Annotated in this window: 11 protein-coding genes; 6 read left to right on the top strand and 5 right to left on the bottom strand. The window is 74.7% G+C overall.

Features of this window, described 5'->3' with window-relative positions; genetic code table 11:
• Nucleotides 1-4: 4 nt before the first annotated feature.
• The 6 genes from AB0F58_RS24525 (at nucleotide 5) to AB0F58_RS24500 (ending at nucleotide 5,939) form a co-directional block, all read left to right on the top strand.
• Nucleotides 5-808 carry an ABC transporter permease gene (locus tag AB0F58_RS24525; RefSeq protein ID WP_357147254.1) on the top strand — a complete coding sequence of 268 codons (804 nt, stop codon included), beginning with the start codon at nucleotides 5-7 and terminating at the stop codon, nucleotides 806-808.
• Nucleotides 805-1,899, top strand: a complete 1,095-nt coding sequence (locus AB0F58_RS24520) for an ABC transporter ATP-binding protein (RefSeq protein WP_357147251.1) — start codon at nucleotides 805-807, stop codon at nucleotides 1,897-1,899. The genes AB0F58_RS24525 and AB0F58_RS24520 overlap by 4 nt, the downstream gene beginning before the upstream one ends.
• Nucleotides 1,900-1,930: 31 nt before the next feature.
• Nucleotides 1,931-2,665 carry a Clp protease N-terminal domain-containing protein gene (locus tag AB0F58_RS24515; RefSeq protein ID WP_357147248.1) on the top strand — a complete coding sequence of 245 codons (735 nt, stop codon included), beginning with the start codon at nucleotides 1,931-1,933 and terminating at the stop codon, nucleotides 2,663-2,665.
• Nucleotides 2,666-2,858: 193 nt separating this feature from the next.
• Entirely contained in the window at nucleotides 2,859-4,175 is a 1,317-nt protein-coding gene (locus AB0F58_RS24510; RefSeq protein ID WP_357147245.1) for a hypothetical protein, read from the top strand.
• A gap of 194 nt (nucleotides 4,176-4,369) precedes the next feature.
• On the top strand, nucleotides 4,370-4,987 hold the full coding sequence (locus AB0F58_RS24505) for a response regulator transcription factor (RefSeq protein WP_357147241.1): 618 nt from the start codon (nucleotides 4,370-4,372) through the stop codon (nucleotides 4,985-4,987).
• A gap of 370 nt (nucleotides 4,988-5,357) precedes the next feature.
• Nucleotides 5,358-5,939 carry a response regulator transcription factor gene (locus AB0F58_RS24500; protein WP_357147238.1) on the top strand — a complete coding sequence of 194 codons (582 nt, stop codon included), beginning with the start codon at nucleotides 5,358-5,360 and terminating at the stop codon, nucleotides 5,937-5,939.
• A 113-nt stretch (nucleotides 5,940-6,052) separates the two neighbouring features.
• Here the strand turns inward: AB0F58_RS24500 and AB0F58_RS24495 are convergent, their stop codons facing one another.
• From AB0F58_RS24495 to kynU, 5 genes are all read right to left on the bottom strand, one after another.
• Nucleotides 6,053-7,948, bottom strand: a complete 1,896-nt coding sequence (locus AB0F58_RS24495; protein WP_357147235.1) for an ATP-binding cassette domain-containing protein — start codon at nucleotides 7,946-7,948, stop codon at nucleotides 6,053-6,055.
• Nucleotides 7,945-9,669, bottom strand: a complete 1,725-nt coding sequence (locus AB0F58_RS24490) for an ABC transporter ATP-binding protein (protein WP_357147232.1) — start codon at nucleotides 9,667-9,669, stop codon at nucleotides 7,945-7,947. The genes AB0F58_RS24495 and AB0F58_RS24490 overlap by 4 nt, the downstream gene beginning before the upstream one ends.
• Nucleotides 9,670-9,737: 68 nt before the next feature.
• Nucleotides 9,738-9,854 (bottom strand): SapB/AmfS family lanthipeptide, encoded by a 117-nt coding sequence (locus AB0F58_RS24485; protein WP_357147229.1) that lies wholly within the window; start codon nucleotides 9,852-9,854, stop codon nucleotides 9,738-9,740.
• Nucleotides 9,851-12,514, bottom strand: a complete 2,664-nt coding sequence (gene lanKC, locus AB0F58_RS24480; RefSeq protein ID WP_357147226.1) for a class III lanthionine synthetase LanKC — start codon at nucleotides 12,512-12,514, stop codon at nucleotides 9,851-9,853. Before lanKC ends, AB0F58_RS24485 begins: the two co-directional genes overlap by 4 nt.
• A gap of 216 nt (nucleotides 12,515-12,730) precedes the next feature.
• The gene (gene kynU, locus AB0F58_RS24475; protein ID WP_357147224.1) at nucleotides 12,731-13,993 is read right to left on the bottom strand and encodes a kynureninase; all 1,263 of its coding nucleotides are present in this window, start codon (nucleotides 13,991-13,993) and stop codon (nucleotides 12,731-12,733) included.
• Between the last annotated feature and the right edge of the window lie 81 nt (nucleotides 13,994-14,074).

The following is a 14,074-nucleotide window of genomic DNA, read 5'->3' as shown; positions in this document are numbered from 1 at the left end:
GCCGATGCGGTCCCATACCCCTCGGGCCGCCCGGTCGCCGGTGCCGCTCGTGCTGCTCGCGCCGGCCGCTCTCGGCCTGCTCCTGCTGGTGCTGCCGCTGGTCGGACTGCTGCTCCGGGCGCCCTGGACGGATCTGCCGGGCCGGCTCGCCGAGCCCGGCGTGCTCACCGCCCTGCGGCTCTCCCTGGTGTCGGCGACCCTGGCCACGCTGCTCTGCCTGGTACTCGGCGTGCCGCTGGCCTGGCTGCTGGCGCGGGTCGAGTTCCCCGGGCGTCGGATGGTCCGGGCCCTGGTCACCGTGCCGATGGTGCTTCCTCCGGTGGTGGGCGGGGTGGCGTTGCTGCTGGTCTTCGGGCGGCGGGGTCTGCTCGGCGGCTGGCTGGACGAGACGTTCGGCGTGACGCTGCCGTTCACCACCGCCGGGGTGGTGCTCGCCGAGGCCTTCGTGGCGATGCCCTTCCTGGTCGTCGCGGTGGAAGGGGCGCTGCGCGGCGCGGACCGTCGCTTCGAGGAGGCCGCCGCGACACTGGGTGCCGGTCGCTGGACCGCCTTCACCCGGGTCACCCTGCCGCTGGTGGCACCCGGGGTGACCGCCGGAGCGGTGCTCTGCTGGGCGCGCGCCCTCGGCGAGTTCGGGGCGACGATCACCTTCGCCGGCAACTTCCCGGGCACCACGCAGACCATGCCGTTGGCGGTCTACCTGGCGCTGGAAACCGACCTGGAGGCGGCGATCGTGCTGAGTCTGGTGCTGCTGGTCGTCTCGGTCACCATCCTCGCCGCGCTGCGCGACCGTTGGGCGCTCCGGTGACCGGCGGCCTGGCCGCCCACCTCGTCGTCGACCGGGGCGCGTTCCGGCTCGACGTGCGGTTGCAGGTCGCCCCCGGCGAGGTGGTCGCCCTGCTCGGTCCGAACGGGGCCGGCAAGACCACCGCCCTGCGCGTCCTCGCCGGTCTGCAACCACTGACCGCCGGGCACGTCACCGTCGACGGTCGGGATCTCGACCGTCCCACCGACCGGTCGTGGGTTCCGCCGGAGCACCGTCGGGTGGGCGTGGTGTTCCAGGACTATCTGCTCTTTCCGCACCTGAGCGCGGTGGAGAACGTGGCGTTCGGGCCCCGTCGGCAGGGGCTCGACCGGCGGGCGGCCCGCGCGCAGGCCCGGCAGTGGCTCGACCGGGTCGGCCTGGGCGACCACGCCGCCCGCCGACCCCGGGAACTCTCCGGTGGGCAGGCGCAGCGGGTCGCGCTGGCCCGCGCGCTGGCGGCCCGGCCGGCGCTGCTGCTGCTCGACGAGCCGCTCGCCGCGCTCGACGCCCGGACCCGGCTGGACACCCGGAGCGAACTCCAGCGGCACCTGGCCGCGCATCCGGGGGCGACCCTGCTGGTCACCCATGATCCGCTGGACGCCCTGGTGCTCGCCGACCGGTTGGTCGTGGTCGAGGCGGGACGCGTCGTGCAGGAGGGGGACGCGGCCACCGTCGCCGCCCGTCCCCGCACCGACTACGTGGCCCGGCTGGTCGGGCTCAACCTGCATCGTGGCCGGGCCACCGGCAACCGGGTCCGGCTGGCGGACGGGCTGACGCTGGTCACCACCGTCTTGAGCGAGGGGGACACCTTCGTCGCCTTCCCGCCGTCGGCGGTCGCGCTGCACCCCCACCGGCCGGGGGAGGGCGGGGACAACACCTGGGTGGCCACGGTCGCCGGCGTCGAGCGTCACGGCGACAACCTCCGGGTACGCCTGACCGGTCCGCTCCCGGTGGCCGCCGACGTCCCCCCGGCCGCCGTCGCCCGACTGCGGCTCACCGGCGGTCAGCGGGTCTGGGCCGCCGTCGAGCCGGCCGCGATCCGCGCGTACCCGACGGGGGCCAGCGACCCCCATGGATCGTCAACCTCAGGTTGACTTTTGGAGATCGTCAACCTATGGTTGACGTATGACGAATCCTGTCCCGATGGACCCCCAGGTACGCCTCGACGACCTGATCGAGGCGATCAAGCGCGTACACACCGACACCCTCGACCAGCTCGCCAGCGCGGTCGTCGCCGCCGACCACCTGGGCGAGGTCGCCGACCACCTGATCGGCCACTTCGTCGACCAGGCCCGGCGGTCGGGGGCCTCCTGGACCGAGATCGGCCGGAGCATGGGCGTCAGCAAGCAGGCCGCCCAGAAGCGCTTCGTGTCGAAGGGGGGCGACACTCCGATGGACCCGAGTGAAGGCTTCAACCGGTTCACCCCCCGGGCCCGCAACGTGGTGGCGGCCTCGCACAACGAGGCGCACGCCGCCGGCAACCCGCAGATCGGCCCGGAGCACCTGGTCCTCGGGCTGCTCGCCGAACCGGAGGCGATAGCGGCCAGGGTGATCGTCGCGCAGGGGATCACCCTGGAGGCGGTCCGGGCGGCGGTGGCCGCCGTGCTGCCGGCGGCGGTGCCGGACGTGCCGGACCTGATCCCGTACAACGCCGAGGGGAAGAAGGCGCTGGAGCTGACCTTCCGGGAGGCCCTGCGGCTGGGGCACAACTACATCGGCACCGAGCACATCCTGCTCGCCCTCCTCGAGCAGGAGGACGGCGACGGGGTCCTCACCCGCCTCGGGATCGACAAGGCGGCGTCGGAGGCCGGCATCGCGGCGACCCTCAAGGCCGCCGTGCGGATCACGCCCGCCGACTGAGCGGCGGTCCGGACGTCCCCGGCGCGTGGCCGGGGACGTCCGGACCGCCCCGATCGGAGTGGCCCATTACCCGTACTCGGCGTCCGGCGGGAGGTGGCGGTCGGTTTTCCGTCACCTCCCGCATCGCTGTGGGCGATCGTCCGAACACGAGGCTACGATGTGCGGACGTTCCCGCCGGAAGGGTCGTCCTCCGTTGCGCCGTGCCGCGATCGCCTCCCCCTCGGCCCCGACTCCGGGGCGTACCGCCCTGTCCGGGTCGGCAGGGTGGATCCGGCTCGCCCGCGCGGCCGTCCTCGTCGTGACCGGGGTCGGCGCCGTCCTGCTGGCGGTGGCGATCGCCGCCTCGCCGGCGCAGGCCGACACCGCAGTGGCGGGTGGACACCCCGGACCTTCCGACGCCGCCGTGGGGCAATCCGCGCCCGGCGATCCGCTGGTCATGCCGTTGCGGGAGCGCGCCGTCGCGTCGACCGAGGCGCCGCTGTCGACGGTACGACCCGCCCCGAGTCACCGGAGCCCGTCCTCCGTGGTGCCGACCCGACCGGCCCTGACGTCGGCGGCCACCCGGGCGACGCCGCCGTTCCGTCCGGCGGACCGGGATGCCGGAGCGCGGCCCCGGCCGGCACCCCTGGTGCCGGGGATCGTCGAGCAGATCGTCCCGTCCCGTCCCGCTCCGCCGGCTCCGGCCCCGCCCGCCGTGCCGGCCGTGGTGCCACCCGCCGTGCCGGTGCGACCCCCGGCATCCCCTCCGCCGGGTACCCCGGACGAGGCCGCGCCCCCGCCCGGGGCCGCGACACCGAGGCCGTCGCGCCCGACCGCGCCACCCCGGCCCGTACCTGACGACGGGCCGGCCGGTCCGGTGGAGGCCCCCGCCGTGCCTCCCGCGCCGGACGCCGTCCCGCCGCCCGGCCGGACTCCGCTGCCGCCTCGGCTGGTCGGCGCGGTCGACGGCGTGCGGGACGGTGTGGTGCGGCCGATCGTCGGCCTGCTCACCGACGTGGTCGGTGGGGTGCTCGCACCGATCCTGGACCTGCCCGGCGGTGGGCACTGTCCGCTGCTCCCGCCGGGATCGTCACCACCGGCCGCGCCGGTGATGACGCCCCTCCCCGAGAGCCCGACCGATCAACCGCCGGTCACGGATCAACCGTCGGCCGTGGATCCGCCGGTCGCGAATCCGCAGGTCCAGCCCCCCATGGTCCACAATGGAGGGACGTCGGCGCCGGGCGTGGCCCGGGGCGGCGGACCGGGGCGCCCCGGGGACCCGGCCGTTCCCGGCCGACGGTCCGTGCCGGCCGCGCCGGTCCTCGACTCCGGTTCGGCGTCCGGCGACTCGTCCGAGGTTCCGCTGGCGCCCGGCGACGACCGGGTCGGCACCGACAGCGGCTCCCGAACCGGTGTGGCCCTGCCGCCGACGACGTCCGGCCCGGACCGCTCCGAGCGGGACGTCCTCGCGGAGCTCCCGCCGGCACCCGCCCGGGGTCGCTCTCCCACGGTGGCCGCCCGCCCCGGCTGAGTACGCCCCTCCCGTCGTCCGCCCCGGCTCCCGGAGCCGTTCACGTCGACGACGGGTCGCGTGGGCTTCCCCGTCCGGCTGGACGTGCGGGAGCCCGAGGGCCGTACCCCTTTCGCGTGCGCATCGGCCCCGCCCTCCCCTTCCGGGAGTCGGCCGGGTGGCCGTCGCGACGCGTACCCGAGAACGGAGAGTACGTGGTGATCCGCGTTGTCGTGGTGGAGGAAATGGGACTGTTGCGTGGTGCGCTCTGTGCCGCGCTGTCCCACGAGAAGGACATGGAGATCGTGGCGGCGGTCGCGGACGTGGGCGAGGTGCCCGCGGCGGTGCGGCGTAACCAGCCGGACGTCGTCGTGCTCGACGTGGTGCCGGATTCGGCCGAGTCGCCCGGGTTGGTCCGGGCGATCGAGGAGATCGGCGTCCAGGCGCCGAAGGCGGCGGTCCTCGCGATGAGCTACCGGTGGAATCCGGCCGTGCTGGAGGCGGCGGTGTCCGCCGGAGCGCGGGGGTTCATCGGCAAGGACGGGCCACTGGAGGAGCTGATCCGGATGGTCCGGTTGCTCGCCGCCGGGGAGCGGGTCATCGACCCGACGGCGGCGGTGGCGGTGCTGAGACCCCCGAAGAGTCCGTTCACCCCCAGGGAACTGGACGTCCTGCGTGCCGCCGCCGAGGGGTTACCGCTGAAGGAAACCGCCCGGCGGCTGTACCTGGCGCACGGGACGGTGCGCAACCATCTGTCGGCGATCCTGCGCAAGACCGGCTCCCGTAACCGGGTGGAGGCGATCCGCCGCGCCCAGCGTGAGGGGTGGCTCTAGTCGGCCCCGCTGGTGGGTCGCCCGCCGATCCCACCAGCGAGGTTGCCGTCGATCGGCAGGAGTGCGCTCGCCACGGCGTGTGCGGCGAGGGCACGTGCGGGAAGCGGATGTTAAACGTCCGGCCAGTCCCGTGCAAAGGACTTTCCGGCCGCATCGGTCATCGTGGAACTCATCCGACCAGGTGACGGTACCGGCCGAACGTCTGATTGGGTATTGTCCATTTGGGAGGGACGGGAATCCGTCCGGGGGAACCTGTTAACGCTTCCTTTACGTGGGCGGGGGTTCGTCATGTCGTACGGACGTTACATTCGCGTGATGGGACGTTAACTCTTCATGCTTTCCGGTTGGTGTCCAATTCGGGAGGAAGTTCGTGATCCGTACCTTGCTTGCCCTCGACGGCACGCTGATCCGCGGTGCGTTGGCTCTGGTGCTCGCCGCCGAGCCGGACATCAGCGTGGTGGCCGAGGTGGATCGCGGTGACGAGATCCAACCCATGCTCTGGACGAAGTTGCCCGACGTGGCGGTGGTCGACCTCGACCTGATCGAGGACGGGGCCGGCACCGCCGGACCGTGCCCGATGCTGGTGCTGGCCGACCGGCGTCGGGTCCGGGGGTTGCACCACGTGCTGTCCGGCGGACGGACGGTCGGCGTCCTCGCCAACGACATCTCACCGCACCGGGTGGTCGACGGTGTCCGCCGGCTCGCCCGGGGGGAGACGGTGGTCGACGCGGAACTGGTCCTCGCCGCGCTCACCGCCACCAGTCCGCTCACCGGACGGGAGACCGAGGTCCTGGAACTGACCGCGTCGGGGGCCACGGTCGCGGAGGTGGCCGGCTCGCTGGGCCTCTCACCGGGCACGGTGCGCAACCATCTCGGCCGGATCGCCCGGAAGGCGGGCGCGCGTACCCGGGTGGAGGCGGTCCGCGTCGCCCGGGACGCCGGCTGGATCTGAGTGACCCGGGCCCCGGCCGGCTACGGCCGGGGCCCGGACCCGGTGCGGGTCACCGGGGCCGGTGGCGAAAGCTCACACGGTGTCGGCGAGATCCGCGAACCGGAGGGCTTCCCTCACGCCGGACCGCTGCGTGCCGGCGACCCGGCCTGCGGCGGCGCGGTGGACAGGTCGTCCCAGTACCCCACCAGCTCCCGGTACGTCGCGGAGCGGGCGAGCAGTTCCCGGTGCTCGCCGAGCATCGGCTGATCCCCGTCGAGCACCAGCACCCGGTCCGCCCGCAGCGCGGACGTGATCCGGTGGGCGATCACGACCAGGGTGCCGGGCCGCCGGGCGAAGGCCTCCTCGACCAGGGCCTCGGCCGCCGGATCCAGGTGACAGGTGGCCTCGTCCAGGATGGCCAGCGGGGCCGGGGCCAGCCAGGCCCGTACCGCCGCGATCACCTGCCGTTCCCCGGCGGAGAGCGCCGTCGGCACCACCGGCGCGTCCAGCCCGCCCAGCCGGTCGGCCAGGGGCCGGGCGCCGAGTGCGGACAGGGCCGCGACCAGGGCGGCGTCGTCGGCGTCCGGACACAGGTAGCGGAGGTTGGCCGCGAGGGTGCCGCTGAAGACGTACGCCTCCTGGGGCACCAGCACCCGCGACCGGGCGAGCCGGTCGAGGGCGACCGCGTCGACCGGTGTGCCGGCGATCTCCACCTGACCGGCCTCGGGGCGTACCAGCCCGGAGGCCAGGGCCGCGAGAGTGGACTTGCCCGCCCCGCTCGGCCCGACCACCGCGAGGTGCTCGCCGGGGGCGAGGGTGAGCGAGAAGTCCGCGAGCACGGGGCGGGCGCGCGGACCGTACCGGAAGGTCAGCCGGTGGACGCGCAGCGCGGGGGTGCCGTCCGGCGGTGGATCCGGCGAATCGTCCGGTCCCGGTCGTCGACCCGGTGGCCCGGCGGTCGGTACGGGTTCTCCGGCGGCGGGCAGCGGCGGGGGTGGCACCGGGGTGTGCCCGGCGGGATCGGGCGGGCTGGTCCGCAGGATCCGCTCCAGCGTCACCACGTACCGCAGGCCGCCGCCGCCCACCCCCTGCACCAGGGAGCGCAGGGCCGGTTGCAGCCCGGTCGAGACGTAGACCAGCGCGCCGAGCACCGCCCCCGCGGTCACCCCCCGCTCCACCAGCCAGGACGCGGCGAGCATCAGCACCGCCAGCGGCGCCCAGCCACCCAGGCCGAGGCTGAGGCTGCGCAGCGCGGTCATCCGGGCCACCGTCCGCTCGGCCGCGGCCTGCGCGGCGATCCGGGTCCCCACCTCGGCGACGACCCGGTCCTGCGCGCCGCAGGCGAGCACGTCCCGGTGCCCGGCCAGCGCGGTCGCCGCGGCCTCACCGAGCGCCTCACCGGTCCGGACGTAGCAGCGTTGGTGGGCGACCATCGCCGGCAACCCGGCGGCGAAGACGGCCAGCCCGGCCAGCATCGGCGCGGCGACCAGGGCGGCGACCAGCGGAGCCAGCGCGACCAGGCCGAGCAGTGCCGAAGCGGCGGCGAAGAGGAACCCACGGACCACCATCAGCAGGCCGCCGAAGGCGTCCCGGACCACCTCCACCTGCTGGGTGAGCCGGGCCACCGCCGCGCTCTCCGGCCGGGCGGCACCGGTGGTCGCCGTGTGCAGCGCGCCCCGCACCACCCGGGCGGCCAGGTCGTCACGGAACGGCTCGACCACCGCACCGAGCGCCCGGTACACCCGGCCGGTGGCCGCCGCGCCGACCAGCACGGCCAGCGCCAGCACCCCGAGCCAAGCCAGGCCGGTGCCGAACCGGCCGGCCAGGAAACCCTGGTCCACCGCCCCGGCGACCAGATAGCCGGAGAGCAGCGCCGGCAGCGACTCGGCGGCCGACCAGCCGGCCAGCCGGCCGAGTTCCCGCCGCCGGGCGTGCAGTGCCCGGCGGGTCTCCCGGACCACGCCGGCGGGCTGCCGGTGCGTTCCGTCCGTTGGTCGCTCCCCGGCGTCGCCGGTGGGGGAGGGGTTCACCGCGCACCGCTCCCGGCCTCGAAGACCGCCCGGTAGGCCCGGTCCGACCAGAGCTGACGGTGCGGCGCGAGCGCCCGCAACCGGCCGCCGTCGAGCCAGGCGACGAGATCGGCGGTCGCCGCCGTCGCGACCCGGTGGGTGACCACCAACCGGGTCCGGTCACCGGCCCGCCCGGCCACCGCGCGGGCGATCCGGTGCTCGGTGGCGGTGTCCAGGCTGGACGTGGCGTCGTCGAGGACGAGCAGCCGCTCGGCGGTCAGCGCGCGGGCCAGTCCCAGCCGCTGCGCCTCGCCGCCGGAGAGCGGAGCCCGGGTCAGCGGGGTGCGGAAACCCTCCGGCAGACGACCGACGCAGTCGTCCACCGCCGCGGCGCGGGTCGCGGCGAGCACCGGGGCGGTGGCCGGGCCCTGCGCCGGCGGGGTAGCCGCGTCCGGGGGCAGGGCCAGGGCGACCGCCTCGTGCACGGTCGCGCCGACCAGCACCGGTCGTTCGAAGGCGTACCCGACCGCGCGACGCAACGCCGCCGGGGCGACCCGGTGCAGCGGCACCCCGTCCAGCAGCACCTCACCGGCGTCCGGGTCGTGCAGCCGACCGGCCACCGCCGCGAGCGTGGACTTTCCGGAACCGGAGACACCCACCACGGCGACCGTGCCGCCGGCTGGCACGGTCAGGTCGACCCGGTCCAGAATCGGGGGGCCGTCGTCGCGGTGGACCGTGACCCCGCGCAGGGTCAGCACGCCCCGACCGGGGGGTAGGGGCAGGTCGCCGGCCGGTGTGACCGGCAGGTCGGTCATCTCGGCGAGACGCAGTGCCCCGGCGCGGACGCGGACCAGCCGGTTCAGGGCGGCCACCGCCGCGCCGAGTCCGGCGCCGAGGGCCGCGTACCGGACGGCGGCGACCAGTTCGCCGGGGGTGAGCCAGCCGGCGGTCAGCCCGTACCCGCCGACGGCGATCACGGCCAGGTTCAGCAGCGGCGCCACGGTGGCGGTCCGGGCGCCCGCGCGGGCCAGCAGCTCCCAGCTGCGCCGGCCGTGTTCGCCCAGCTCGGGCAGGGGTTCGAGGATCCGGGCGGCTTCCCGGTCGGCGGTAGCGGCGGCGGCGACCGTGCGCGCCCCGCCCATCGACTCCAGCAGGCGGCCGGCGATCGTGCCGAGGACCCGCTGGTAGGCGGTGATCACGGTGGAGGCGTCGGTGACGAAGGCACGCAGCAGCACGGCCAACAGGATCAGCCCGGCGAGCAGGGTCACGCCGAGCACCGGTTCCAGGAGGACGAGCGCGACCACGCTGCCCAGCGGGGGGATCACCGCCATCGCGCCGAGGACCACCGCGTTGCCGGCCTGCCCGGCGTCGGCCGCCTGACCGACCAGCCGACCGACCAGATCGCCCACCTGGTGTCGGCGGGCCTGTCGGACGTCCAGGCGGAACAGGTGGCGCAGCAGGTGGGCGCGGAGTCGGGCGGTGGCACGGGACGCGCCGTACCCGGTGGCCAGGTCGCCCAGGGTGTTGGTGACGATCAGTACCGCCACCAGCGCGCAGGCGACCAGCGTCCACCAGTGGGGGCCGTCGCCGAGCGCGGCGTCGACGGCCGCGCCGAGGGCCGCCGGGAGGAGGAGTTCGGCGGCCGCGCCGAGCAGCGCGACGGCGACCAGCGTGACGGTCCACCGTCCGCCGTACCGCACCGACCGGCGCACCAGCCGGTCCCCGGCCGACCGCGTCCCCATTCGTCCTCCCGACACGCGTGCGCCCCGGGCGGGTACGTCTACCCGCCCGGGGCTCGCTTGGTGAGCTATCAGTCGCAGCTCGTGACGGACAGCGAGCTGCCCTCGCAGAGGAGCAGGCTCAGCCCACTGGGGTCGCCGTGGGTACGGTCGGCCGTCTCCATGCCCTGAAGGTCCAGAAGCGTCATGTCAATTCACCTCCTCCTGGGGTCTCGGTGGTCAAGCTCGCCCCCGTGGTTGAGGGGAGTTCGGGTGCGCCGGCCAGCGGCGCGAGGAAGGGCAGCGTCAGCGGCTCGTCGTGCCGCGCCGCGCCCAGGGCGAACAGCACCCCGGCGGTGCCGGTGCCGAGGTCCATCGAGAGCCGCAGCAGCTTCTCGCCGGGGAAGGCCGTTCCGCCCCCGTACGGCATGGCGTGCCAGGCCAGCCGGCGTAGCTGCGCGTCGAGTTCCTGTCGCTGTTCGGGCGTCCGGGCGGTCGCCGCGAGGTAGGCGATGATCCCGGCCCGACCCGCGAAGAGGCCGCTCTGCGCGTACATCGGGGAGCGGGCCGCCCGGTAGGCCGCGGCACTCGCCCGGGCGAACCCGTCGTCGTGCCGGTGAGCGAGGTACTGGTCGAGGACCAGCCCCACGCCGACGCCGCCCTGCCCGAGGTAGGGCATGGTCCGCCAGCCCTCGTTGACCTCCAGCGCGCCGTTCGGGCGTACCACGCACCGACGCAGGTCCTGACGCAACGCCGTGGCGGCGTGCTCCAGCAGCGTCGCGTCCCCGGTCAGCTCGTGCAGGCGTACCAGCATCAGCGCCGGTCCACTCCGACCGCGCAGCAGCCCGGCGAACGGGTGCGCGCCGCCGCTGATGTCCGGCCCGGGGTCGTCGGCGAGCCGGTCGACCACCCGCTCGGCGACCCGCCACGCGGCGTCGCGCAAGCCGGACTCGCCGGTGCGTCCAGCCAGGTCGGCCAGGTTGAGCGCCACTCCCGACAGTCCGCTGAGCAGGCTGTGGTCCAGCCGGTCCCAGGACTCCCGGAGGCAGATCTCGATCACGTCCAGCGCGTCCTGCCGACGCCCCAGCCGCTCCAGCGCGTACGCGACGCCGTGCAGTCCGTCGTAGAAGCCCAGCCGGGTCCCGGACGTCGGGTTCGTCGCCCGCCGGACCAGCCACTCCTCGTGTTCCGGCCAGCGGCCCGCCCCGGTCTGCGCCAGGGCGTGCAGCACCCCGGCCGCGCCGTGCGCGAGATTGAGTCCGCCGCAGCGGAACTGCTCGATGTCCCCCGGGAAGAGCCGGTCGTCGCGTTCGGGGGTGGCGCTGGCGAGGATCGCCGTGGCGAGGTGGTCCCGCAGCGTCGGCCAGTCGTCAGCGGCCAGATCCGGTACCGGCCTGACGGCCGGTGCGGAATCGGAGCCCGCGCCGGACGGAACCGTGGTGCCGGTGCCAGCGCCCTCCGCGGCGAACGCGTCGGTGATCTCGGCGACCGCCGGGTCGAAGAAGGACCGGGGAACCGGGAAGTGCTCCGCGACGACCTCGGCCAGGTGCGCGGCCTTCGCGGGGGAGAGCCGGATCAGTTGGGTCAACGGGAGGAACAGCGCCAGGCGGAGGCAGGCCAGGGCGTACCGGTCGGCGGCCTTGCCCCTGACGTTGCGGGGCGCGGCGAAGCCCTGGTTACGCAGCCCCGGACGGTGGTTGTCGTCATCGGCGGCGGCAACCTCGAAGTCGACCAGCGCGATCCGGTCGTCCGGCCGCACCATGATGTTGGACATGTGCAGGTCGCCGTAGACGACGCCCCGATCGTGGATCGCCTGCACCGCCGTCTCGACCTGGGCGTAGACGTCCTGTGCCCACCGGACGTACGTCGCCCGGTCGTCGGCGGTGGCGTCCGCGTCGACCAGCGGGTGCCGGTTGGCCAGCACCTTGTTCAGCGACCGGCCCTCGATGAACTCCAGTGCGAGGAAGCGGTGGTCGCCGAGGGTGAACTCGTCGTGCAGCCGGGGCAACTGCGGCAGGTCGGCGAGCCGGCGCAGCATCGCCGCCTCCCGCTCCAGCCGGGTGACCGCGTCGGCGCCGTCGGAGTCCAGGCCGGCCAGCGGGCGGGCCTCCTTGAGCACCACGGTCGTGTCGGTGCGGGTGTCCCGCCCCACGTAGAGACCGCCACCGTTGGAGAAGTGGATGACCTTCTCGATCCGGTACGGCACCTCGTTGGTGCTGGTCGCGTTCCGGGCGGCCAGGTGGGGGGCGAGGAAGTCGGGCAGGGTGACCCAGGACGGGACGTGGAAGACCGGGTCACGCCGGTCCGGCACCAGCGTGCCGGTGTCGTCGGCGATCGCCGGGACGGTCTGCCCGTCCGGGGTGAGACAGTAGCGGGCGGCGAAGCCGCCGTAGCGGACGTACACCGGTCCGGCGCCGTAGCGCAGATCGCTGAGGATGTACGGACCGGTTTCGCCGGCGAGCAGCTCGTCCAGCTCCTTGCAGGCGAGCTCCAGTTCCGCCTCGTCCCGGGGGTAGATGGTGACGAACTTGCCGCTCCCGGCGCGGTAGGCGTACTTGGAGTTGCGCAGCAGCACGATGCGCGGGCTGCGGAGGAACTTGAACGCCAGACCACGCGGTACGCAGTACGACCAGACCGCGTCGAGCACCCGCTCGGCGTTCTCGACGCCGGCCGAGACGTGGATCTTCCAGCCCTGCGGGGGCAGCGAGTTGCCCTCCGGGGCGTAGTTCATCCAGTCGCTGGTCGCCTCGGACGTCCAGCCGGCCGGGGCGGGGCGCCCGGTGGCGAAGGTGTGCCCGTCGGTGGCGGTGCCGAGGGAGTCGTAGAACATCCGGTCCGTCACGCAGAAGCTGTCGTAGCGCTCGTCCACTGTCTGGCCTCCCTCCGCGTCCCGGGCCGGTCCTCGTCGCCGGCGATGTACTGAGTCTTGTGGACGGGACGGTGTCGGCTCCAGTGCGCTTAGTCATGACGCCGGATGCGCAGCGCATGGGTACTCATGACAAAAGTCAGTCCGGGCCCGTGCGGACATACGTGAACCGCCCGGCGCGGACGCCGGGCGGCTCGGGTGCTGGGGTGTCGTCGCAGGTCAGGTGACCCGTGGGGTCTCCACCGGGAGGCGTTCGTGCCCGCCGCTCGCCACCAGGTCGCGCAGCCGCGCCAGGCCGTCCCACACGTCGACGTAGCGGGTGTAGAGGGGGGCGGGGCCGAGCCGCAACCGGTCCGGCACCCGGAAGTCACCCACCACCTTCGCCTCGCTGATCAGGGCCCGGGAGATCCGTAGCGCGTCCGGGTGGGCCAGGCAGATGTGGCTGCCCCGCCGGTGCGGGTCACGCGGCGAGGCCAGCGTGAAACCGAGCGGGGTGAGCCAGGCGTCGGCGAGGTCGACCATCAGCTCGCCCAGGCCGACGCCCTTGGCGCGGACCCGGTCGATGCCCGCCTCGGCGAACACGTCGAGCGCCGGGTCGAGAGCGGCCAGCGACAGGATCGGCGGGGTGCCCACCAGGAACCGGTCGAGGTCCGGGGCGGGGTCGTACTCCGGCCCCATCCGGAACTGGTCGCGCTGGCCGAACCAGCCCCAGATCGGCTGGCGCAGCTCGGCCTGGAGCTCCCGCCGGACGTAGAGGAAGGCCGGCGCGCCCGGCCCGCCGTTGAGGTACTTGTAGGTGCAGCCGACGGCGAGGTCCGCGCCGGCGGCGGCCAGCTCGACCGGCACCGACCCGGCCGCGTGCGACAGGTCCCACAGCACGTACGCCCCGGCCTCGCGGGCCGCCTCGGTCACCGCGGCCAGGTCGAGCAGGGTGCCGGAGCGGTAGGAGACCGCCGAGAGCACCACCAGCGCCACCTGGTCGTTCAGGGCGTGGCGTACGTCGGCCGGGCTGAGCCCCTCGTCCAGGTCGGAGGCGAGGGTCCGGACGGTGAGGCCGCGCTGCGCGGCCAGCCCCTGGAGGAGGTAGCGGTCGGTGGGGAACTCCTCGGCGTCGACCAGGACGACGCCCCGGCCGGGCCGGGCGTCCAGGGCGGCGGCGGCGAGCTTGTAGAGGTTCACCGAGGTCGAGTCGGAGACCACCACCTCGCCGGGACGCGCGCCGAGCACGTGCGCGGCGAGCCGGTCACCGAGCCGGCGACCCCAGTCGATCCAGGTCGACCAGGAGCGGACCAGCTCCGTTCCCCAGTCCTGCCGGAGCAGCCGGTCCAGGGCCTCCGGGGTCGCCGCCGGGAGCCGTCCCAGGGAGTTGCCGTCGAGGTAGACCAGGTCCGGGTCGGTGATCACGAAGCGGTCACGTAGCCCGGCCAGGGGGTCGGCCGCGTCCCGTTCCTCGGCCGCCCGACGGGAAAGGTCCCCGCGCATCGTCCGCTCCTCTCGTCCACGCCCACCAGCGCGGCCAACATAACCGATCGACCGGTGGCGTCCGCCGAGGCCACCGGCCCC

It is taken from the genome of Micromonospora sp. NPDC023956, assembly GCF_040639195.1.
Lineage (GTDB): Bacteria > Actinomycetota > Actinomycetes > Mycobacteriales > Micromonosporaceae > Micromonospora.
This window is presented reverse-complemented; position numbering and strand designations above follow the sequence as displayed.